The sequence below is a fragment of the Rhizobium sp. Leaf453 genome (genome assembly GCF_001425605.1).
Lineage (GTDB): Bacteria > Pseudomonadota > Alphaproteobacteria > Rhizobiales > Rhizobiaceae > Pararhizobium.
Window position 1 is genome coordinate 50,161 of record NZ_LMRG01000008.1, and the last position, 20,718, is coordinate 70,878.

The 20,718-nt window shown below is 60.2% G+C and carries 20 protein-coding genes and 1 riboswitch; of the genes, 8 read left to right on the forward strand and 12 right to left on the reverse strand.

What is annotated here, in order from left to right; translation table 11 throughout:
- The 5 genes from ASG68_RS11320 to ASG68_RS11340 are packed head-to-tail and all read left to right on the forward strand — an operon-like array spanning nt 1 to nt 5,067.
- On the forward strand, nt 1–513 hold the full coding sequence (locus ASG68_RS11320) for a TRAP transporter small permease (protein ID WP_062578143.1): 513 nt from the start codon (nt 1–3) through the stop codon (nt 511–513).
- Complete coding sequence (locus ASG68_RS11325) at nt 510–1,811, forward strand: TRAP transporter large permease (protein WP_062578145.1); 1,302 nt, start codon at nt 510–512, stop codon at nt 1,809–1,811. The genes ASG68_RS11320 and ASG68_RS11325 overlap by 4 nt, the downstream gene beginning before the upstream one ends.
- A gap of 18 nt (nt 1,812–1,829) precedes the next feature.
- Nucleotides 1,830–2,264 carry a type II 3-dehydroquinate dehydratase gene (locus ASG68_RS11330; protein ID WP_062578147.1) on the forward strand — a complete coding sequence of 145 codons (435 nt, stop codon included), beginning with the start codon at nt 1,830–1,832 and terminating at the stop codon, nt 2,262–2,264.
- A gap of 7 nt (nt 2,265–2,271) precedes the next feature.
- Nucleotides 2,272–3,138 (forward strand): shikimate dehydrogenase, encoded by an 867-nt coding sequence (locus tag ASG68_RS11335; RefSeq protein WP_062578149.1) that lies wholly within the window; start codon nt 2,272–2,274, stop codon nt 3,136–3,138.
- 21 nt (nt 3,139–3,159) lie between these two features.
- The gene (locus ASG68_RS11340; RefSeq protein WP_062578151.1) at nt 3,160–5,067 is read left to right on the forward strand and encodes a bifunctional sugar phosphate isomerase/epimerase/4-hydroxyphenylpyruvate dioxygenase family protein; all 1,908 of its coding nucleotides are present in this window, start codon (nt 3,160–3,162) and stop codon (nt 5,065–5,067) included.
- 204 nt (nt 5,068–5,271) lie between these two features.
- On the opposite strand, the gene ASG68_RS11345 is transcribed toward ASG68_RS11340, so the two are convergent.
- Nucleotides 5,272–5,523: a hypothetical protein gene (locus tag ASG68_RS11345; RefSeq protein WP_062578153.1), complete on the reverse strand. Its 252-nt coding sequence runs from the start codon at nt 5,521–5,523 to the stop codon at nt 5,272–5,274.
- A 188-nt stretch (nt 5,524–5,711) separates the two neighbouring features.
- On the reverse strand, nt 5,712–6,620 hold the full coding sequence (locus ASG68_RS11350; protein ID WP_062578155.1) for a hypothetical protein: 909 nt from the start codon (nt 6,618–6,620) through the stop codon (nt 5,712–5,714).
- 270 nt (nt 6,621–6,890) lie between these two features.
- Here ASG68_RS11350 and ASG68_RS11355 point away from each other — a divergent pair, with 270 nt between their 5' ends.
- Nucleotides 6,891–7,883 carry a Gfo/Idh/MocA family protein gene (locus ASG68_RS11355; RefSeq protein ID WP_062578157.1) on the forward strand — a complete coding sequence of 331 codons (993 nt, stop codon included), beginning with the start codon at nt 6,891–6,893 and terminating at the stop codon, nt 7,881–7,883.
- 22 nt (nt 7,884–7,905) lie between these two features.
- Here ASG68_RS11355 and ASG68_RS11360 read toward each other — a convergent pair whose 3' ends face one another.
- Both ASG68_RS11360 and ASG68_RS11365 read right to left on the reverse strand, forming a co-directional pair.
- Nucleotides 7,906–8,904: an ABC transporter permease gene (locus ASG68_RS11360; RefSeq protein WP_062578160.1), complete on the reverse strand. Its 999-nt coding sequence runs from the start codon at nt 8,902–8,904 to the stop codon at nt 7,906–7,908.
- Between the two features lie 39 nt (nt 8,905–8,943).
- Nucleotides 8,944–9,855, reverse strand: a complete 912-nt coding sequence (locus tag ASG68_RS11365) for an ATP-binding cassette domain-containing protein (RefSeq protein ID WP_082478576.1) — start codon at nt 9,853–9,855, stop codon at nt 8,944–8,946.
- Between the two features lie 80 nt (nt 9,856–9,935).
- Between ASG68_RS11365 and ASG68_RS11370 the strand changes: the two genes are divergently transcribed.
- Complete coding sequence (locus ASG68_RS11370; protein ID WP_062578163.1) at nt 9,936–10,916, forward strand: NAD-dependent epimerase/dehydratase family protein; 981 nt, start codon at nt 9,936–9,938, stop codon at nt 10,914–10,916.
- Nucleotides 10,917–10,960: 44 nt separating this feature from the next.
- A complete protein-coding gene (locus ASG68_RS11375; protein WP_062578165.1) occupies nt 10,961–11,953 on the forward strand; it encodes a substrate-binding domain-containing protein in 993 nt (330 codons plus the stop codon).
- A gap of 52 nt (nt 11,954–12,005) precedes the next feature.
- Here ASG68_RS11375 and ASG68_RS11380 read toward each other — a convergent pair whose 3' ends face one another.
- The 8 genes from ASG68_RS11380 to ASG68_RS11415 form a co-directional block, all read right to left on the reverse strand.
- Entirely contained in the window at nt 12,006–12,770 is a 765-nt protein-coding gene (locus ASG68_RS11380; RefSeq protein ID WP_062578167.1) for an ABC transporter ATP-binding protein, read from the reverse strand.
- A complete protein-coding gene (locus tag ASG68_RS11385) occupies nt 12,767–13,726 on the reverse strand; it encodes a FecCD family ABC transporter permease (RefSeq protein ID WP_156373964.1) in 960 nt (319 codons plus the stop codon). The genes ASG68_RS11380 and ASG68_RS11385 overlap by 4 nt, the downstream gene beginning before the upstream one ends.
- A gap of 89 nt (nt 13,727–13,815) precedes the next feature.
- On the reverse strand, nt 13,816–14,859 hold the full coding sequence (locus tag ASG68_RS11390) for an ABC transporter substrate-binding protein (RefSeq protein WP_082478577.1): 1,044 nt from the start codon (nt 14,857–14,859) through the stop codon (nt 13,816–13,818).
- Nucleotides 14,860–15,118: 259 nt separating this feature from the next.
- A riboswitch (cobalamin riboswitch) is annotated at nt 15,119–15,363 on the reverse strand.
- 94 nt (nt 15,364–15,457) lie between these two features.
- Nucleotides 15,458–16,246 carry an SDR family NAD(P)-dependent oxidoreductase gene (locus ASG68_RS11395; protein ID WP_062578169.1) on the reverse strand — a complete coding sequence of 263 codons (789 nt, stop codon included), beginning with the start codon at nt 16,244–16,246 and terminating at the stop codon, nt 15,458–15,460.
- 128 nt (nt 16,247–16,374) lie between these two features.
- Entirely contained in the window at nt 16,375–18,201 is a 1,827-nt protein-coding gene (locus ASG68_RS11400; RefSeq protein ID WP_156384864.1) for a tetratricopeptide repeat protein, read from the reverse strand.
- A gap of 274 nt (nt 18,202–18,475) precedes the next feature.
- Nucleotides 18,476–19,690: an ROK family transcriptional regulator gene (locus tag ASG68_RS11405; protein WP_062578173.1), complete on the reverse strand. Its 1,215-nt coding sequence runs from the start codon at nt 19,688–19,690 to the stop codon at nt 18,476–18,478.
- Nucleotides 19,691–19,793: 103 nt separating this feature from the next.
- Entirely contained in the window at nt 19,794–20,309 is a 516-nt protein-coding gene (locus ASG68_RS11410) for an RES family NAD+ phosphorylase (protein ID WP_062578175.1), read from the reverse strand.
- Nucleotides 20,302–20,673: an antitoxin Xre/MbcA/ParS toxin-binding domain-containing protein gene (locus ASG68_RS11415; RefSeq protein WP_062578326.1), complete on the reverse strand. Its 372-nt coding sequence runs from the start codon at nt 20,671–20,673 to the stop codon at nt 20,302–20,304. The genes ASG68_RS11410 and ASG68_RS11415 overlap by 8 nt, the downstream gene beginning before the upstream one ends.
- Nucleotides 20,674–20,718 lie beyond the last annotated feature (45 nt).

Genomic DNA, 20,718 nt, shown 5'->3' on the forward strand with positions numbered 1-20,718 from the left:
ATGACAAATTCCAGACTTTTCGATTGGCTGAGGCGGCGCGCGGAAGACGTGTCGGTACTGCTGCTGCTCGCCATGTTCATCGTCTTCATGATCCAGATCGTGTCACGCTACGTCCTCAACCTTCCGATTGGCTGGACGCATGAAATCAGCGTCGTGCTGTGGATCTGGCTTGTGCTGTTCGGCGCATCCTACATCGTGCGCGATTCCGAGGAAATGCGCTTCGACCTGGTCTATGCGTCGGTTGGAGACCGGGCACGAAGGATCATGGCCTTGATCACCGCGGTGGTCCTCGTCGCTCTCTTCGCGCTCGGCCTGCCCGCTGCCTTTGATTATGTCACCTTCATGAAGGTGGAGAAGACCGCCTATCTCGGCATCCGGTTCGACTGGCTCTATTCGATCTATATCGTCTTCGCCGTCGCCATGATCGTCCGCCATCTCTGGATCGGCTGGACCTCTATCTTCGGCAAAGCACCCGAGGCCTACGATCCCACCAAGGCGAGTTCCGGCGTATGAATCTCACCAGCCCTTTCTCTATCGCCATTGTTGTGATCACTGCACTTGCGCTGCTTGGAATGCCGATCGGCCTTTCGATGATCTGCGGCTCCATCCTTTATCTGTGGATGGCCGGCATGGATATGGGAACAGTCGCAGAGCAGTTTCTCAACGGCATGTATTCCAACTATATCATCCTCGCCGTGCCACTCTTCATCTTCGCTGCGGAAATCATGAATTCCGGCTCGATGACGGAACGGCTTCTGCGCTTCTGCAATGTTCTGGTCGGCCGTTTCCGGGGCGGTCTCGCCCAGGTCAACGTCATCCAGAGCCTGATCTTCGCCGGCATGTCGGGATCGGCCATCGCCGATGCCGCAGGCTCCGGCCGGATGATGCAGAACATGATGACGCGCGAGAACCGCTACACGCCGAGCTATGCGGCGGCGCTCACCGCGGTCACGGCCGTCATCGGCCCGATCCTGCCTCCCTCAATCCCGATGGTGATCTATGCACTCGTCTCCGATGCGTCGATCGGCTACCTCTTCCTCGGCGGCGTCGTGCCAGGTCTGATCATGACGGCGATGCAGATGCTGCAGGTGGGCTGGGACGCGCGGCGGAAGAATTTCCCGGTGGAGGAGCCTGTGCCGCTGAAGGATGTTCCGCGCATCACCTGGCAGGCTTTTCCAACGCTGCTCATGCCCGTTATTCTTCTCGGCTGCATCTATTCCGGCGTCACGACGCCCACCGAAGCCGCCGCACTCGCCGCAGCCTACGCAGTCATCGTCTCGACGGTCATCTACCGCAGCCTGACACTGCGCGAGGGCTACAATGCGGTGCTGGTGAGCGCCAAGACCTCGGCTTCGATCGGGATGATGATCGGCGGCGCGCTGGTGTTCAATTACGTCGTCACGATCGAGAACCTTCCGGAATCGCTGCGCGCGATCCTCACCAGCTGGGACCTCAACTGGTGGCAGTTCCTGCTCTTGGTCAACGCCATCCTGCTGCTGCTGGGCTGCGTGCTCGAAGGCACGGCGGTGCTCCTGATCATCGTGCCGGTGTTCATCCCGACGGCGCAGGCGCTTGGCATCGATCTCGTCCATTTCGGCGTCGTCGTGGTCGTCAACATCATGCTCGGGCTGGTGACCCCGCCCTATGGCCTGCTGCTCTTCATCATGACCAACATTTCCGGCTCGCCGATGCGCAGCATCATCAAGGACTGCATGCCCTTCCTCGCATGGATGGTGTTGTGTCTCGCGCTCATCACCTTCTTCCCCGAACTCGTGCTGTGGCTGCCGCGCATGGCCGGCTATGGCGGCTGACGGAACGGAAATGCAATCATGACCATCTACATTCTCAACGGCCCCAACCTGAACCGCCTCGGCAAGCGAGAGCCCGAAATCTATGGTTCGACGACGCTCTCCGAGATCGAGGCATCGAGCCGACAGGCCGCCGGCCGCCACCCGGTCGAATTCCGTCAGTCCAACGCCGAGTATCAGCTCGTCGACTGGATCCACGAAGCGATCGACGTTTCCGCCGCCGGCATCATCATCAACCCCGCGGGCCTCAGCTTCACGTCGATCCCGATCCTAGACGCGCTGAAGATGTTTCCGCGTCCGGTCATTGAGCTGCATATTTCCAATATTCACCGCCGCGAGGACATCTATCAGAAGTCTCTGATGTCGCGTGCAGCCACGGCGGTCATCGCAGGCCTCGGCGCCCCTGGCTATCCCGTCGCCGTGCGAGCCATGCTCGACATGGTGAAATCGAGGTGACCGGCCCATGTCGCAGCCGCGCGAGATAAGAGTCGGGTTGATCGGCACCGGCATCCAGCAGTCGAAATCGCCGATGCTGCACGAAACGGAAGCCGCGTCGCAGGGACTGGAACTCTCCTACGACCTGATCGATCTCGATGCACGTGGGCTGGCGCCATCTTCACTCCCTGACCTGCTTGCGGAGGCAGAAGCCGCGGGTTTCAATGGCCTCAACATCACTCATCCCTGCAAGCAGCAGATCATCCCCCTGCTTGACGATCTCTCGGAGGACGCCCGCCAACTCGGCGCGGTCAATACGGTCGTCTTCTCGAAGGGGCGGCGGACCGGCCACAACACCGACTGGTCCGGTTTCATGGAGAGCTTTCGTCGGGGCCTGCCCGAGGCCGCGATCGAGACAGTGTTACAACTCGGCGCTGGTGGAGCGGGCGCGGCCGTGGCGCATGCCGCACTCCGCATGGGTGTCGACCGACTGGTGCTGAGTGATGTGAACATTCCCCAGGCCGAAGCGCTGGTGCAATCCCTCAATCTCCGTGCGGGCCGGGATTTCGCCCTGGTAACGACGGATCTCGCGAAGGCAACGGCCAAAGCGGATGGTCTGATCAACGCGACGCCGATCGGCATGGACGCGCATCCCGGCCTTCCACTCGACGCCACGCTGCTCACCGAACGCCACTGGGTCGCGGACATCGTCTATTTCCCGATTGAAACCGCCCTGCTCTCGCTGGCGCGATCGCGCGGCTGCCGCGTGCTCGACGGCGGCGGCATGGCGGTGTTTCAGGCGGCCGGGGCTTTCCGGCTATTCACCGACCGCGAGCCGGACGTCGAGCGCATGCTTGCCACGTTCCGTGCAACGCTCGCGGCAGAGGTGCCCTAGCAACCTTCAAAGGAGGGCCGGATGAAGACGTCGATTGCAACCGTTTCGATCAGCGGCGAACTGGACCAAAAGCTGACGGCAATCGCCGCGGCGGGCTTCGATGGCGTCGAGATTTTCGAAAACGACCTGCTGGTCTATGACGCCAGTCCGCGCGAAGTCGGCCGCATGGTGCGCGACCAAGGGTTGGAAGTCACCCTCTTCCAGCCATTCCGTGATTTCGAGGGAATGCCCGAGGCGCAGCGCAGCCGCGCCTTCGATCGAGCAGAACGCAAGTTCGATGTCATGCAGGAACTCGGCGCGGATCTGGTTCTGGTTTGTTCGAATGTCTCCCCGGCATCCCTGGGCGGCATTGATCGCGCGGCGGCGGACTTCCATGACCTGGGGGAGCGGGCCGCAAAACGTGGGCTGCGCATCGGCTATGAGGCGCTGGCATGGGGTCGATACGTCAATGATCATCGAGACGCCTGGGAAGTGGTTCGCCGCGCCGACCACGCCAATGTCGGCCTGATCCTCGACAGTTTTCACACTTTGGCCCGCAAGATCGATGTCGGGTCGATCCGTTCGATCCCGCGTGACAAGATCTTCTTCGTCCAGCTTGCCGATGCGCCGCTGATCGACATGGATCTGCTCTATTGGAGCCGCCACTATCGCAACATGCCGGGCGAAGGTGATCTTCCAGTCACAGACTTCACGCGCGCGGTGGCCGCGACCGGCTATGACGGATATTTCTCATTGGAGATCTTCAACGACCAGTTCCGCGCGGGCTCGCCACGTCAGATCGCGCAGGACGGCTACCGGTCCCTGATCCATCTCGGCGATCAGGTTCGTCGCCATGAACCGGATGCCCGTATCCCCCTCCCCGACATGCCGGATCGCATGACTGTGGACAGGGTCGCTTTTATCGAATTTGTGACGGATGCCGACGAGAAGAGCGAGATCGTCGGGCTTCTCGAATCCATGGGGTTTGTTCCGACCGCCTGCCATTACAGCAAGTCAGTTATAGTTTACCAGCAGGGCGAGATCCGCATCGTCGTGAATACCGAGACAGCTGGTTATGCCGGCGCATCCTATAATTTCCACGGCACGACAGCCTATGCCGTCGGGCTTCAGGTATCGGATGCGGCAGGCGCGCTCGCGCGTGCGCTCGGCCTTGGTGCCGGCGCCTTCACGCAACCTCCCGGTCTGGGTGAAACGGCGATGCCGGCAATCTATGGCCCCGGCGGCAGCGTCATCTATTTTCTCGACGCAAGCCCCCCGCTGTCGCGGATCTGGGAGACCGAATTCGAACCTATCGAGTCCGCCGGTCCTGTCGCCCCGGCCGGGCTCCTCAGCATCGATCACATCGCCCAGACCGTCGAATACGGCGAACTGCCGACGGCCGTGCTGTTTTACACGTCTCTTCTCGCGATCGAAAAAACCCCGGTTTTCGATGTGATCGACCCGGCCGGCATGGTTCGCAGCCAGGTGGTTGCCGACGCTGCAGGCGGCTTGCGCATGACCCTGAACGGCGCCGAAAACCGCCGCACTTTGGCCGGCCATTTCATCGCCGAGAATTTCGGCCCCGCCATCCAGCATATCGCTTTCCGGACAGTGGACATCTTCACGACGGCCGATACCCTGGCAAGGAACGGCTTCAGGACACTGAAAATCAGCCGCAACTACTATGACGATATCGAGGCTCGCTTCGGCCTTAATGCCGAATTCACCGACAGTCTTCAAGCGTCCGACATCCTCTATGATCGTGACGAGCACGGCGAATATTTCCAGCTTTACAGCTCTGTTTATGGCGAGGGCTTTTTCTTCGAGATCGTCGAGCGGCGCGGTTACCGCGGCTATGGCGCCGCCAACGCAATCTTTCGCATCGCCGCTCAAAAGCGGCAAATCAGGCCGGACGGCATGCCGTCGGTAGCGAAAATTGATCATGAATGAACGTATGGAAAATGATTTGGAGGCAACAGTGTGTAAGCCGGGCCTTGCCTTAGATTACTCGATGATCGAGCATGCCTATGGCTTGGCTGCAAAACACACGCAGCCTTCCAAAAAACTCCACGCGCAAATCCGGCGTAGCGGTTAGCTTCTCTGGGCCCCCGGGTCGCGGTTTGCCGTGAATTCACGCGCACCATATTGAATAACCTAACGCCGCGGACCTTCGGAATGCTCATTCATACGCTTTGGCTGCGCTCCAAGCATGCCGTGCAAGAGTATGCAACTGTTCTGCGATGGCGACAGTAGACGATGGAATGGGAATGCGCACAGCCAATCGCCGAGCACCCATGACCACATGGAAGCGAAAGCCTTGAAGGTGCGGACGGCATCGTCGAGCACAACGATCGTCAGATTGGCGATATCGGCGATCGGCAGGCGATCACGGATACCAGCCGGCATGAACTGGCGGTTGCCCTTGGATATAGAGCTTAGAACCGTATCGAGGCATAACCTTTGCCAACCGGGGCTGGCCCAAATTACACCTCAGGGCAAGTCTCTCGCGACACGTGCTCGTCTCCGACCGGCCCGCCGCAGAAGGCGCAGCAGTGGAGCAGCAAGCTCACCGCAACCGCCAATGATCTCCAAGATCAAGGCCCACCAATCTGTTCGGCCGTGCGCAACTGTAGTTTTTCTAAGGCATCCGACATTGCCCGGAAATTCATCGCCTTTCCATCCCATCGATATACTGTCTCGGCCCGAGTAACCGGCGCTGCGTCAGGGCTTTCACCATCGCAGGTTTCCCCCGTGGGTTCTGCGCGCTCCTCGATCACTACAAGAATATCGAATTCCTTGGCTTGCGTCGGGCGCCCTTCCAGTCCCAAAACCTGTTGCGTCGACGCCCCGCAGACACGAACCCCGTAAGTGGAAAATGTGTCGATCAGCGTCAGCTTGCTCCTCTGCAGCATGATCAAGGCCGTTGTTGCGAAACCTTCACTGGAGTTGAAGTGGCTGCTGCGGGTTACCAGCGCCTCGTTTTCCCGTCCTATATCCACCAGCGCAGGGGTCCCATAGGAGGTATCGCGGTCCATGCCGATATCGACGGCGTCAAGGAGCTTGGGATTGTGCTCATCGTCGAAAACCGCCAGAAGAACTGGCTGCTCGACCGTCGCCTCTACGCTTCCGATACCTGTCAGAACGGCTATGTGTCGCCGGCCTTCCGCCATGAAGGCAAGGACCCGCAGGGAACCGATATCGAGAGACATCGGTGGTTCGCCGCCGTAACCGGACGCGATGTGACGCAATGGCTTGGAAAGACGGCCGCCGCCTTTGTCGTCGAGATCTGGCATAACTTGCTGCAAGAGTTCGAGATACGTTGTGCCGGAATGGCCTGCTACCACGTCTCCGATCTCCTGCAGTGTCCAGGTCGTCGTATCGGCGGTCACTGCAGAGACAGGCTTCGCCCATGAGGATATCGATATTCCAAGAACAATGGCGATGTATTTCCGTCCTTGGCTGCGCGGCCGCGATGATGAAAGCCCAAAATGGCCCCGGCTCATTCATTTCCTCCTGATATTCTGCGGCCCGCGACAATTGCCTTGATAGTGCACACCGTCATCATTCATCCCTTCCCAAGCGTCCCTTAATGCAGGTGCCAGTCTTCATGGTAAGCCGGACGGTAACGCGGATGAACGGAAGTATATTCGACTTCGGCATGAGCAGCGCGAAAGCGCGGTGGCATTTCCAAGCCAGGTTCGATACGACGAATTCGGAACTTTCTCGGCCGAATGGTCGATTATGAAGCTTTGAAATCGTGGAGGAGATCGCAAATGGAGAAGGCACTCGGGTGGGGCATTCTTGCTACGGGATGGATCGCGGAGCTTTTCACGCAGGACCTGATCACCTCGAACCTGAAGGTGGCCGCAGTCGGCTCCCGATCGACCGAGAAGGCACAAACGTTCGCCAAACGTTTCAACATTCCCAATGCGCATGCCAGCTATGAGAGCCTCGTCGCAGACCCCGATGTCGATATCGTCTATATCGCGACGCCGCATCCTCAGCATGTCAATGCGGCCTTGCTTGCCCTTGACGCCGGAAAGCATGTGCTTGTGGAAAAACCCTTCACGCTCAATGCGGACGAAGCGCGCGAGATCACCAGACTTGCGGGTGAAAAGAACCTCATCGTGCTGGAAGCCATGTGGACGCGCTTCCTGCCGCACATGAAGCGCATCCATGAGATCATCGATGCAGGGATGATCGGTGAGCTAAGATCGCTCACCGCGGAGCACCGCCAATTCCTGCCGGCAGACCCGAAGCACCGGCTGAATGCGCTCGAACTTGGCGGCGGTGCGCTGTTGGATCTCGGTATCTATCCGATCTCCTTTGCCTTCGACATTCTGGGAGCGCCAACTTCGGTGGCATCCGCCGCCCGTTTCAAGGAGACCGGTGTCGACGCCGAAATCGCGACGCTGATGCAGCACGAAGGCGGTACGATCTCGACGACCGTCTCGGCGCTTGATTGCGCAGGACCGAATGTGGCTTTGATCTACGGCACCAAGGCGCGCATCGAGATTGCTTCCGTCTGGTACGCACCGACCTCCTTCAAGGTGCTGGATCAGCAGGGCACGGTGATCGAAGCGTTCACGGAAACGGTTGACGGGCGCGGTATGCAATTCCAGGCCTTCGAGATGGAGGATCTCGTCCGCTCCGGAAAACCGTCGGCACGTATGTCTCCGGAAGATAGTGTGGCGATCATGGCAACGCTGGATACAATCCGCAAGCAAATCGGCCTCGTCTATCCAACGGAGCGTACGACGGCCTGAAACACGCAATTTCTCGCACGCGCTATTCGCTTTGGCGGAAATTGCGGATGCGGTCGAACAGAACGGCCAGGATGATCGCGCCGCCGATGAAGGCGCCCTGCCAGAAGGCGTTGATGCCCAGAAGGCCGAGGCTGTTACGGATGATTTCGATGAGGGCGGCTCCGATCAGGGCGCCGAAGGCGGTGCCGACGCCGCCGGCGAGGTTGGCGCCGCCAATGACGGCAGCGGCAATAACCTGCAGTTCCATGCCTGCGCCAAGATTGGTCGTCACCGCGCCCAGCCAGCCGGTCTGGATAATGCCGGCGACACCTGCCGACAGTGCGGAGATCATGTAGACCGCGACCTTGATGCGCCGCACCGGCACGCCGGTGAGGGTCGCCGCATGTTCATTGCCGCCGATGGCGAAGATATAGCGGCCAAAGCGGGTCCAGCGCAGCACGAAGCCGGTCAGCAGCGCGAGAACGACCATGTAGAGCACCGGATTGGCGATGCCGAACAGCCATGCGCCACCACCGAGCGCCAGCAACTTGTCATGGTCCGGGCCGAACTCGAACACCACCGTATTGTTAGACGCGACCATGGCGAGACTGCGCGCAATGGACAGCATTCCGAGTGTGACGACGAAGGGTGGAAAGCCGAGATAGGCGATCAGCACCCCGTTGAACCCGCCGACAATGAGAGCAACGGCGATCGACGCCGCGATCCCCACCTCGATGCTGTAGCCCGCATTCATGGTCACCGCCACGACCATGCTGCAGAGGCACAGGACCGAACCGACCGAAAGATCGATGCCGCCGGTAATGATCACGATCGTCATGCCGAGCGCGATGATCGCCACGAAGGTGACGTTTCGGGTGATGTTGTAGAGGTTTTTTGCCGTCGCGAACGAGTCGGTGGCGAAAGAGAGGAAGACGCAGGCGATGACAACGGCGATCAGCACCCAGAAGGTCTGGCCGCTCAGAACGCCGCCCAGCCAATTCTGCTGCTTATGTTCGATCGTCTGGTCCAGCGTCACTGCCATCGTCGGTCTCTTTCCTTGTCGCGCCAACGTTCGTGTTGTTCACACCTGCTCGATGGCACCGGTGATCAGTCCTGTCACTTCTTCCGGCGAACTCGCCGCGATCGCCTTGTCCGCCACCTTGCGGCCACGGCGCATGACGATCACCCGGTCGGCGACCGTGAAGACATCGGGCATGCGGTGGCTGATCAGCACCACAGCGATACCCCTGTCGCGCAGGTGCCGGATGAGATTCAGGACTTCTGCCACCTGCCGCACCGAGATGGCCGCCGTCGGCTCATCCATCAGGACGATCTTCGCCTCCGAGAGCATGGTGCGACCGATTGCGACCGCCTGACGCTGGCCGCCCGACATCTGCTTGACCAGATCGCGGGGCCGCGTCTCGGACTTGAGTTCCTTGAAGATCGCGCCGGCGCGCTGGTACATCGTCTTGTAGTCGAGGACGCGGAACGGCCAGACGCCCCGGTGCAGTTCACGGCCGAGGAAGACATTGGCCGCCGCCGTCAGATTGTTGCACAGGGCCAGATCCTGGTGGACGATCTCGATACCGTGCTGGCGGGCCTCCACCGGCCGGTGCATGACAATCTCCCGGCCATCCAGCTTCAGCGTGCCGTGGCTCGGCCGGAAATTGCCAGCGATCATCTTGACCAGCGTCGACTTGCCCGCGCCGTTGTCGCCCATCAGGCCGACCACCTGCCCGGGTTCCAGCGAAAATGACACATCGTTGACCGCCTGGATGGCGCCGAAATGTTTGGAAATATTGGTCAGTTCGAGAACCGCCACCAGCCTTCTAGCCTCCCCGCCACTAGGCAAGCGGCAAAATCCTGGTACGCACGAATGGCGCAGACAGACACCGCTCTTCGCCGTGCAGGTCTCCTCCCAAGCATGGCGATACGGCGCATTAATGCAAAACACTGCCGAAGCGTCAATGGAATGTCGGGCATTGTGGCCCATGCGGATAATATTTTAATTATATTACAAATAGCCGTTGACGAACCAAGAATGTGCCTATTAGCTGCTCGCGGGAGGCGAGCATGCTGATCCTTGTTACCGGGGCGACCGGCAAGGTCGGGCGGCACTTCATCGCTGGGCTGCTTGACGATCCGCGATTTGCTAATGCGCGCATTCGTGCGCTTTGCCACAACCGGTCATGCGATGAATCGGACCGGATAGAGGTTGTACGGGGATCGATCGCCCATCGCGATGTCGTGACCGCAGCGCTTCGCGACGTGACCCATGTCGTCCATCTCGCCACCTGCAAGGAAACGCCCGAAGATGTGATGGATGTTACCGTCAAAGGGCTGTTCTGGCTGCTGGAGGAATTTCGCGTTAGTCTGACTGCACGGCAATTCATCCTCATCGGCGGCGATGCCGGCATCGGCCATTTCTTCTATCGTCACGACGGTCCGATCACCGAGAAGACTACGCACCAGGCCTACCCGGGCAGCTACGCCCTGTCGAAGGTCCTGGAAGAAGTGATGCTGGAACAGTTCGGCATCCAGTATGATCTGAACGGCTGTTGCCTGCGTGCGCCGTGGATCATGGAAAAGGACGACTTCAGGTACACGTTGTCCTTTGGTGATGATGTTTTCGGCGGCCCCGACTGGAAGACGATGGTACCGGCGGAGAACGCCCAGCGCTATGCCAAGGACGGAACTGTGCCGCTCTTGCTTGATGCGGATGGGCGGTCGCTGAAGCGCAATTTGGTCCATGTGGAGGATCTGGTTGCAGCGATCCTCGCAGCCTTGGACAATCCGCGCACCAAGCGGCAGCGCTTCAATATCAGCATGGACCGGCCGGTAGATTACCGGGCGGTGGCGGACCATCTCGCGGCCACACGTGGTCTCGGCAGCATCGAGATACCAAGCCAGTACCATTCCAACTGGATGGACAACAGCAAGGCCAAGTACCTGCTGGGCTGGCAACCGAAATACGATCTGGAATTGCTCATTGACTCGGCATGGCAATACGAGCGTTCGGCAAGTGATCCTCGCATCGTCTGGTACCCGGGTTAGTCGCGTGGCGGACGCGTCGTTCGCCGTTTTAATGGGAGGAAGCAATGAGAAAAGCACTATTGCTTGCAGCCGCGACACTCGCCCTTGTGGCGGGATCCGCCGTGGCCCAGGAAAAGAAGCAGCTCGTCATCGTCGTCAAGGGGCTCGACAATCCCTTCTTCGAAGCGATCAATCAGGGTTGCCAGAAATGGAACTCGGAAAACGCCAGCTCTGAATATGAGTGCTTCTACACAGGCCCGGCATCCACATCGGATGAAGCCGGCGAAGCGCAGATCGTCCAGGACATGCTCGGCAAGCCCAGTACGGTGGCCATGGCGATCTCGCCATCCAATGCCAAGCTGATCGCGCAGACGATCAAGACTGCCGCGCCTACGATCCCGATCATGACGCTCGATGCCGACCTGACGGTTGAAGACGCAGCACTGCGCAAGACCTATCTCGGCACCGACAACTATCTGATGGGCAAGCGCATCGGCGACTACATGAAGGAAGCACATCCGGCGGGCGGCAAGGTCTGCTCGATCCAGGGCAATCCGGGCGCCGACAACATCCTGCGCCGTGCGCAGGGATGGCGTGACTCGCTGTCCGGCAAGGAAGGCCTAACCGAACTGAAGGGCGAAGGCGGCTGGACCGAAGTCGCGGGCTGCCCTGTCTTCACCAATGACGATGGTGCCAAGGGCGTGCAGGCGATGACCGACATTCTGGCTGCCAACCCCGATCTGGTCGGCTTCGGTATCATGGGCGGCTGGCCGCTGTTCGGCGCGCCGCAGCCCTATCGCGACCTGTTCAAGCCGTTGGCCGACAAGATTGCCAGCAACGACTTCGTTATCGGTGCCGCCGACACGATCGGCGACGAAGTGGCAATCGCGAAAGAAGGCCTCGTGACCGCTCTCGTCGGCCAGCGGCCGTTCGAAATGGGCTACAAGGCGCCGACGGTCATGATTGACCTGATCGAAGGGAAGACCGTCGCAGATCCGGTCTTCACCGGCCTCGATGAATGCACCAAGGATACAACCGACACCTGCATACAGAAGTGATGTGAAAGCCGGGGCGCCCGTCCGCGGGCGCTCCGAATTTCCGGTTCGGAAGTCAGTCTAGCCGATACTGGATGTGCCGGCGCCTGTGATGGGCCGAGCACTCGATGAAGGCTCGTACGCCGAAGACATCGGCTATCAGCTCTTCTGTCAGGACATCTTCCGGCGCACCGGCGGCAACCACCTTGCCACGATGCAAAACGGCCAGCGTGTCGCAGAACATCGCTGCCAGATTGAGATCATGCAGGGCGACGATGCTTGTTACCGGCAGCCGAGCGACCAATGACAGTATCTCCAGCTGATGCTGGATATCGAGATGGTTGGTCGGCTCGTCGAGCAGCAATTCCTTCGGCATCTGGGCAAGCGCCCGGGCTATATGCACGCGCTGGCGTTCGCCACCGGACAAAGTGTGCCAGAGTTGATGCGCCCTGTCCCGCATGCCGACATGATCGAGGGCCGCATTGACGGCGGCATCGTCGACGAGGTTCCATGGCGACAGCGGTCCGCGGTGCGGTGTCCTGCCAAGCCGGACGGCATCCAGTACTGTCACCTGCATTTCGGTGGTTGCCTGCTGTTCGACGAAGGCGACACGCCGCGCGATGTCGAGACGCGGCATGCGGGTGATATCGGTATCTCCAAGCGCAATCACGCCGCTCCTTGCCTTACGCAGGCCACAGATGAGTCGCAACAGGCTCGATTTCCCCGAGCCATTCGGCCCCAGCAAACCTAGCATCTTGCCCGGCGACACCTCGATGCTGATGCCATTGACGATCATCGTGTTGCCGGCAGACCAGTAGACATCGGACACGGAAACGCTCATGCCGGCCTCCTCGCCTTGTAAAGGATGAGAGCGAAGGCCGGTGCGCCGAACAGGGCGGTGACGACACCGATCGGCAGGATCTGCTGGGGAATAATCACACGCGACACAATGTCCGCCGCCACCATGAAGATCGCCCCGATCATGGCGCACGTGGGAAGAAGCCTTCCGTGGCCGGGTCCGACGATGAAGCGTGCCGCATGCGGGATGACGAGACCGACAAAGCCGATCGAACCGACAACGCTGACCATGGCTGCCGTCATCAGCGCCGTTGCGCCCAACAGGACGATGCGGACGCGATTGACCGCGATGCCGAGAGAGGCGGCCGCATCGATGCCGAAGGTGAAGGCGTCAAGCGCGCGGGCATGGAACATCGCGATAAGAAATCCGACCAGCGCGACCGGTGCGGCGAGGTAGACATCCGTCCAGCGCACGCCGGACAGGCTGCCGAGCAACCAGAACATCACGCCGCGTGCCTGCTCGGCATTGGCCGAGGTCGTGACGATGTAGGACGTCAGCGCATTGAACAGCTGCGAGCCAGCGACGCCAGCAAGGATGATCCTGTCCGCACCGCCGCCGGCACCGGCCGCAAGCGCCGAGACCAGCACGAAGGCGATGATGGCCCCAATGAAAGCGCCGGTCGACAACGTCAGCACCCCATAACCGAAGCCGAGGATCATCACTGCCACTGCACCCGTCGATGCCCCGGCGGAAATGCCGAGTACATAGGGTTCAGCCAACGGATTGCGCAGCAGCGCCTGCAGGATGGCGCCGGACAAGGCCAATGCCGCACCGGCGCTTGCCGCCATCAGGGCGCGGCTGAGGCGATAATCCCAGACGATGCCCTGATGGATCCGGCTAAGCTCGAACGATGCGCCGAACAGACGGTTCGCCACAGCCTTCGCCGTCGTTGCCAGCGGAATGGATATTTCGCCGATAGAGACGGCGAGACTGATCATGAAACCGAGCAACAGAATGGTCGAAGCGGCGAGCGCGAGACGCGCCCACCACCATCGGCCGATCAGTACCGGTTGAGAAAGCGCCAGGCTCACTGCGACAATCCGAAGGACTTGATCCCCTGAGCGAGGATCTCGATACCGTCGATCGTGCGGATCGTCGGGTTCATTGATTGCGCATCCATCTGGACGAAGCGCCTTTTCTTCACCGCGTCAAGTTGGCTCGTGACAGGATCCTTTTCGAGAAAATCGATCTTCACGGCCGGATCATCGGCGGCATAGCGGCGGCGATCCATCGTGGCGATAACGATGACGGCGGGATTGGCCTCGGCGATCGTTTCCCAGCCGACCAGCGGCCACTCCTCTTCGGTCGTCACGACATTCTTCGCGCCAAGCGTCTCCAGGATATAGGCTGGCGCGCTGTTCTTGCCGGCGATGAAGGCATCACCCTGTACTTCCTTGCTGGAGAACCAGAAGACGACTGGAAGTGCATTCGACTTGGCGCTGCCGATCGACGCGACGGCTGCAGCTTCGCGCGCTTTCAGATCGGCAATCAGGGCATCACCACGATCCTGAACGTCGAAGATCTGCGAGAGCTCGTCGATCTCCTGATAGATCAGATCCATCGTGAAGAGTTCCTTGCGCACGCCGTCGCCGCCGTCCGTATTGATCTTGGCGGCGCAATCAGCCGGCGCGATATAGGTGTTGATGCCAAGCTCGGAAAACTGCTCGCGCTTGCCGACCGACCCTTGCGGCCCGACATGCCATTCGAATTCGGCGGCGACCAGATTCGGCTCTTGGCCAACGACGGATTCAAAGCTCGGATCGTTATCCGCCAGCCGCTTGATCTTCTGGTTATCCGCTTCGTACTGCTTCAGATCGGGGCCGACCCAGACGGCGGTGCCGGCAATCTTGTTGGCAAGGCCGAGCGAGAACAGAATCTCGGTCATGCCTTGGCCGATCGAGACGATCTTTTCCGGCGCCTTGTCGAAGCTGACGGTCTGGCCGCAATTGGTGATCGTGAGGGGATACGTCGTGGCTTCCGCGAAGGCCGGTGTCGAGAGCCCGGCGAGCACGAGGACGCCAGCTGACAGCGATGAGAGCCAGCGGGAGGCGGCAGTGGATGTGTGTAACATGCTGAACCTTCTTGGGAAAACGGAAGCAGACGCCGGAATCGGGCGTGCTTCGGGGTCGGGAAAATCGGCAAAAAGAAAAGACCGTGTAGCGCGGTGCGCTCGGCCGGGCGCACCGGCTCAAGTTGCAAAGACGCAGGTCTTCCAGTTGCCTAAATGCGGGCGAAGCGTTCCGCTCGAGAAGGAATCAGGGACGTGTGCCTAGTACGGCGATCGAAAGTGGTCATTTGGGCTCCTGTTCCGGGCAACCCCGCCCGGGTTCGTGGATATTGCTTTCGACGGCAGGTCTCCTGGCTCGCGGATATCTGTCTCTCGCTGCCTTCCCGCCTGACCTCTTAAGGTCCGGCAGTGGCACGACGCTTTCAAAGGCGTCACATCGGCGATCGGCAATCCGCTTACAGTTGCGGGGGCAGCCACGGTCTTGGTCCCTGTTGGGTCTTCCGCACCGTGTTCCCTATTAATCCCCTCGAAGTCATCCATCGGGGAACCGTCACGATTGACTTAGTCCGAGCACGACGCGGTCGTCAAGATATGGAAAAACGGCCGCGTGGGTCCGCGGGCCGTTTCGATGATTGTCCGGATGACGGTCGCGGACGTCAGCTCAGGGCATCAGTTGGCCGCCATTGACCTCGATGACCTGGCCCGTGATGTAGCCGGAGAGCGTCGGCGAAGCGAGGAACAGATAGGTTCCGACACATTCCTCCGGCGTGCCGACGCGGCCCAGCGGAACGGTCTTACGTTGCGTTTCCAGCATTTCCGGGCTGGTATAGCGATCATGGAACGGTGTGGAGATGATCCCCGGCGCGACCGCGTTGACACGGATATTATCCCCGGCAAATTCCTTGGCATGGCCGCGCGTGATGGTTGAAACGAATCCCTTAGAGGCTGCGTAAAGGATCGCACCATTACCGCCGCCATTGCGGGCCGCGATCGACGTCGTATTGATGATGAAGCCGCCCTGCTTCTTCAGCCAGGGATGCGCTGCGCGGGTTGCCGCAAGGACGGAGCGGGCATTGAGATCCATGACGCGCTCGTAGTGGGCGTCGCTCATTTCCGAGGTCGCGACACGGCCGAGCATGCCGCCAGCGTTGTTGATCAGGCCATCCAGCCGGCCAAAATGGGACGCGGCCTCCTCTACTACCTGTTCCGTGACGCCATCGGCAGAAACGTCGCCCTGCACGAGAATACCCTTGCCGCCCGCTCCGGTGATTTCCGTCAGCAAATCTGCAGCGGGTTGTTCGCTTGCATTGTAGTGAATTGCGACAATCGCCCCCTGGGCCGCGAAGGCACGCGCGAGTGCTGCGCCGATCCCCGTTGATGCTCCGGTTATGAGGACGGCCTTTCCGTCCAGATCCGGAATCTTCACCCCGTTCCATTGTGCTTCTGACATAACCCGCCCTCGACTGATCCAGCGAAATTGCCGGATCGGAGAATAGCGTCCGGCACAGGATTAGCCAGCTTTATTAAAGTGTTCGCGGCTCGTTCCAAGGCAGATCATTTGCGGCCCGGAGCGCCTAGTCAGGGTGAGGCGGTGTTGGAATGAGGCCCCTTCTTCAATCCAGCAAGCAGCAGATCCGTCATCTTCGGCGCGAATTGCCGGGCGGTCATGCTGTTTCGAAAGGCATCAGCGAAACCCGGATTGCCGGCTGCCATTTTCACGGCTTCAGGGAAGTCCACTGTCTTGCCCAACTGCCCGGCTGCCGCGGCCTCGACGACCATGGGCAGAAAGGTTTTTGATGGGCCGAGTTGTAGAGACAAAGCGAGTGCGTCTTCGAACCGTCCGAGTCGATAAGCGCTCAATGCGCGCGTCAGCAGGACGTCTGGGAGCGCGGTGTTTTCCATGCGTGCAGCTCGCAATGCGAGGCCGTTGCCCTCTTCCCATCGCCCGATCGTGAAGAGATAGAGGCCGAGGCGAGCCGGAATATCACTGCCATTGGCGTTCAACTCCATCCCGGCATAACCGGTTTCAATTGCCGCCTGAACCCGGCCGATCTGGAATTGGCTGATCATCAGCGCATATCGGGCACGGTCAGAGAACGGAGCAAGCGACACGGCTTCGTTGGCGAGCTTGTCGGCGCGCTCGGAAAGCTCGGTGCGTGCATCCGGGGAATCAATCGTCAGCAAGACGATCGCCAGTTCAGCTTTTGCTCCTGCATCATTCGGTGTGATCGCCAGAGTTTGTTCCAGGCAGCCGCGCGTCTCTGCGATCTCCTGTGCATTGCCCTGCCCGAGCGCTGCCCTGGCCCTGAGAATGCAGCCATTGCCGAGCGACGGAGCATTCAGATCGCGTAGCGTCTCGATATTGTTGATGACGCCTCTGGTGCCGGCTAGCGTGCGCGCCAGCTTGTTTGCCAGATCCCAATTTTTGGCCGTGATATCCGCCGCGCCCTTGCTCTGCCGCTCCACCCCGGACATCAACGCTTCTCCGCTGGCAGCATTCTCGACCTGCCACCAGATGAGGCGTTCCTGGGCAACCGCCTCATATTTGACAACGACCCGGTAGCTTTGCGGCGGCGCCCTGCCCCGTAGTGACGAGGTCAGCGTGGAATCCGTCCACTCTCCCAATGTCCAGGATGTGGAAGCGCCCGCGACTGATGTCAGGCGAACCGTCTGGAACTGTGACATGGCGACGATCAGATAATTCCGGATATCGCCTGCTTCCGCGTTGTTGCTGCTATCCATGAGGACGGATACCAAGGGCTTTTGGGTTACACTGCCCTGTCCCCAGGTACCGAAGCCATTCGTCAGAATATATGAGGCGATACAGCCCCCGGCGAGCAGCCAGGCCAAAGCGAGTCCCACGCTGGAGATAATCGAGTTCTGCCGGGCTTTAGCGGGCGACGACGGAGACGGCAAATCTGCGTCGGCGGTGCGGAGGGGGCAAATCGCTTCCTCGTCCGGTTCGTCGTTCGTTTCGTGCCGCGTGACCCGCGTGAAAACCGGCACATAACGCCCCCGGGGAAGGTCGATGCGGATATCGGTCTGGTGTCCGTGTGAATCATAGTATTGCGTTAGCGCGGCACGCAGGCGGGTCGCTTCGATGCGCACGATCGGGTCGGTGGAAGGGTCGAAATTGGCTGGGCGACCGAAGACATCGACCGCAATTGTATAGGCTTTGATCGCCTCTTCCTGACCTTCAAAATATCTGGTGGCGACAAAGCGGAGGAAATTTCGATTTCGTTCGGGGGACTGGAAATGCGGATCAGAGAGCAGCCGTTCGATTTCCGCCAGGCCCTCCGCCTGTCCGATCCGATCGCAGATTGGCCGCTCGATTATTCGCTTGCCGCTCACGCTTGCCCCCAAGCATTCAACTTCAAGTGATAGTAACACACCAATCCGGGGCATCGGTCAAACGCTTCCTCGCGAAAGAAAGCATATAGAACTGTAAAAAAATCTCTCGATCGTTTTACAAATGGTAAAGTTCAACCTTATCTGATTGTTATTGGTACAATTTTCGCAAGGCTTTAATATAAGCATATCAATATATTTGATATCGCTGTGTGACTACTGGCCGAATTCGGGGATAGCCCTGTCTTCCAGTAATCCCGCCAGCGGCTATCTCGAGCTAACCCATCACGGATGCTACAGATTTCGGTGCTGCTCGACGACAGGCGCCAACTTATCTGCCCATCCCGTTAAAGCTGACCGTCTCCGCGGGCGGCAGTGACATTCGGCCGTCGGGTGCATCGGCGCCGAACAGCGCATTGTGCAGATGACCAAGCCCGATCGCGGCGGCGCCGACGATGGCGGCGCGCGGGCCGAGCTGGCTCGCCTCGATCTCGATCGGATAAGGAAAACACAAGGGGAGGAAAGCGCGCACCCGGTCGATCAGTTCCGGGCGCAGCCCGATCGACCCGCCCATGATCACCTTCTGCGGATTGGCAATCGCCGCGATCGCACTGATGCCTCTAGCGAGATATTTCGCCGTTTCGTCCAGTGTTTCCGAGGCATGCCGGTCGCCGGCCGCCGCCCGTTCGAAAATCACGGGAACCGGCACGGTCTCGCCACAGGCAGCGCGGTAGCTTTCCACGATGGCGATCGACGCGGCAACACGCTCGAAAGCGCCGGTTCGCAGGGATTCCGGCTCGAAAGGATCGGCGCCGAACGGCAGGAAACCGAGTTCGCCGGCCGCATTCGTCGCGCCGCGCACCAGTTGACCGCCGACCATCAATCCACCGCCAATGCCAGTGCCGACGGCGATGAAGGCAAGATTGTCGATGCCCTGCCCCTGACCAAGCCAATTTTCGCCGAGAACCGCGAGATTGACGTCGTTTTCCAGGATGACCGCCATGCCCAGCGCCTCCTCGAAGGCCGCAGCCACGTTCATCGTGTCGAAATCGGCGATATTGGGTGCCATCAGGATCCGGCCGGTTGCGCTGTCGGGTGCGCCCGGCGCGCCAATAACGGCGATGCGGATGCGGTCGCGCGCAATGCCGAGTTGCTCAGCCGCCCGGCGGCACAGTTCGGCTATCTGGTCCACGACGAACTGGCCGCCACGCCGGTCGGTCGAGGCGACCTCCTCGGCAAAGACCTGACAGGCAAGGTCGGTGATCGCAAGGCGGATCTTGGTGCCGCCGAGATCGACGGCGGCGATATAGGCGGCATCCGGAACAAGTTCATAGGTGACGGCGCTACGACCGACATGGCCGCTGGTGCGTCCGGTTTCGCGCACCCACTCATCCTCTTCCAGTTGCCGGACGATCTCGGAAATCGTCTGTTTGGAGAGACCGGTTTGCTTGGCGATCGATGCCCGCGAAATGGGCCCGTTCTGGACGATCGCTTCCATCACCGCGCGTTGAGAGAACTTTCGGGAGAGACGCAGGGTTTCGCTCACAGCCACCTCGGATTAATTCGTTCTATTACCGAACTAATAGAGACCTGTAAAACTCTGTCAAACGAAAATGCCGCTGGCATGTCTTGTCCGAGTAGGAAGCGATTCAGAGCCAGGATGCGGAGGTCTTCGGCAGTCGTCCATCCGGATCGACGACGTCTAGACGCGGCGTGCCGGGCGCGTTCCAGCGCCAGAGTGCAACACACGAGCCACCGGGAGACATGAAGGACGGATAGACTACACCGTCGAAACCGAGCTCGATCAGCCGCAAGCGCAGGTGATGGGTTTCCGGTACTTCGCCCTTGTCCAGTTGCATGCGCCATTCGCATTGATGAATCTCGGCAACGCAGCCGAGATCCGCAAGCACATCGGCATCGGTCAGGTCCGCCAGCGCCGCGCCTTTGAGTTCAAGTTGGGCGATCAGCGCTGGATGCTGGACGAAGCCCTGATTGTATTCGGCCCAGGCGGTGGAAAGCTCACGGGCGGCATAGATCGTCGGGGAACCCACGGGATTCCAGCGACCGCCGAAGCGCGACGCGCCCTCGCCCGACAGGGGTGCAAACGCCCATTTCGGAACGAAGGCGCGCCAAAGCTGCATCGACTTGGTGGTCTTGTCAGGCATAGACGCCGGATCGTACCGCCTCGAGATAGGCGAGTACCTTGTCCGATTTGCCCTCGCTCACCAGATCATAAGCCGTCTTTCCGGCCCAGCCGGGAATGGGCTGGTGCTTGAACCAGATCGTCGCGCGGTTCTGGTCGCCGGCCATTTCGCTGGCCATGGCAAGGATACGGACGACCTGGCTCAGTGCGCTGTCGACCTTGCGCGCGCCTGATTTCGCCGTCAGCGTGTTGCGCGCGACGCCGATCAGGCGGGCAAGTTCAGACAGGGTGACGCCGAGCTGTTCCGAAACGCGCGACGCTGACAGGAACGGCGACTGTCCATCACCGAATCTGCTTGCGGTCATATCGAAGCTCAAGGCTGTCATGGCATGATCCAATCGACTTTTGATAGTTACATTGTCAAAATAAGA

What these genes read in the sequence shown, in the direction of transcription:
- ASG68_RS11320 (WP_062578143.1), top strand. Translation starts at nt 1, where the DNA reads ATGACAAATTCCAGACTTTTCGATTGGCTGAGGCGGCGCGCGGAAGAC.
- ASG68_RS11325 (WP_062578145.1), top strand. Translation starts at nt 510, where the DNA reads ATGAATCTCACCAGCCCTTTCTCTATCGCCATTGTTGTGATCACTGCA.
- ASG68_RS11330 (WP_062578147.1), top strand. Translation starts at nt 1,830, where the DNA reads ATGACCATCTACATTCTCAACGGCCCCAACCTGAACCGCCTCGGCAAG.
- ASG68_RS11335 (WP_062578149.1), top strand. Translation starts at nt 2,272, where the DNA reads ATGTCGCAGCCGCGCGAGATAAGAGTCGGGTTGATCGGCACCGGCATC.
- ASG68_RS11340 (WP_062578151.1), top strand. Translation starts at nt 3,160, where the DNA reads ATGAAGACGTCGATTGCAACCGTTTCGATCAGCGGCGAACTGGACCAA.
- ASG68_RS11345 (WP_062578153.1), bottom strand. Translation starts at nt 5,523, where the DNA reads ATGCCGGCTGGTATCCGTGATCGCCTGCCGATCGCCGATATCGCCAAT.
- ASG68_RS11350 (WP_062578155.1), bottom strand. Translation starts at nt 6,620, where the DNA reads ATGAGCCGGGGCCATTTTGGGCTTTCATCATCGCGGCCGCGCAGCCAA.
- ASG68_RS11355 (WP_062578157.1), top strand. Translation starts at nt 6,891, where the DNA reads ATGGAGAAGGCACTCGGGTGGGGCATTCTTGCTACGGGATGGATCGCG.
- ASG68_RS11360 (WP_062578160.1), bottom strand. Translation starts at nt 8,904, where the DNA reads ATGGCAGTGACGCTGGACCAGACGATCGAACATAAGCAGCAGAATTGG.
- ASG68_RS11365 (WP_082478576.1), bottom strand. Translation starts at nt 9,855, where the DNA reads ATGGGCCACAATGCCCGACATTCCATTGACGCTTCGGCAGTGTTTTGC.
- ASG68_RS11370 (WP_062578163.1), top strand. Translation starts at nt 9,936, where the DNA reads ATGCTGATCCTTGTTACCGGGGCGACCGGCAAGGTCGGGCGGCACTTC.
- ASG68_RS11375 (WP_062578165.1), top strand. Translation starts at nt 10,961, where the DNA reads ATGAGAAAAGCACTATTGCTTGCAGCCGCGACACTCGCCCTTGTGGCG.
- ASG68_RS11380 (WP_062578167.1), bottom strand. Translation starts at nt 12,770, where the DNA reads ATGAGCGTTTCCGTGTCCGATGTCTACTGGTCTGCCGGCAACACGATG.
- ASG68_RS11385 (WP_156373964.1), bottom strand. Translation starts at nt 13,726, where the DNA reads ATGATCAGTCTCGCCGTCTCTATCGGCGAAATATCCATTCCGCTGGCA.
- ASG68_RS11390 (WP_082478577.1), bottom strand. Translation starts at nt 14,859, where the DNA reads ATGTTACACACATCCACTGCCGCCTCCCGCTGGCTCTCATCGCTGTCA.
- ASG68_RS11395 (WP_062578169.1), bottom strand. Translation starts at nt 16,246, where the DNA reads ATGTCAGAAGCACAATGGAACGGGGTGAAGATTCCGGATCTGGACGGA.
- ASG68_RS11400 (WP_156384864.1), bottom strand. Translation starts at nt 18,201, where the DNA reads ATGCCCCGGATTGGTGTGTTACTATCACTTGAAGTTGAATGCTTGGGG.
- ASG68_RS11410 (WP_062578175.1), bottom strand. Translation starts at nt 20,309, where the DNA reads ATGCCTGACAAGACCACCAAGTCGATGCAGCTTTGGCGCGCCTTCGTT.
- ASG68_RS11415 (WP_062578326.1), bottom strand. Translation starts at nt 20,673, where the DNA reads ATGACAGCCTTGAGCTTCGATATGACCGCAAGCAGATTCGGTGATGGA.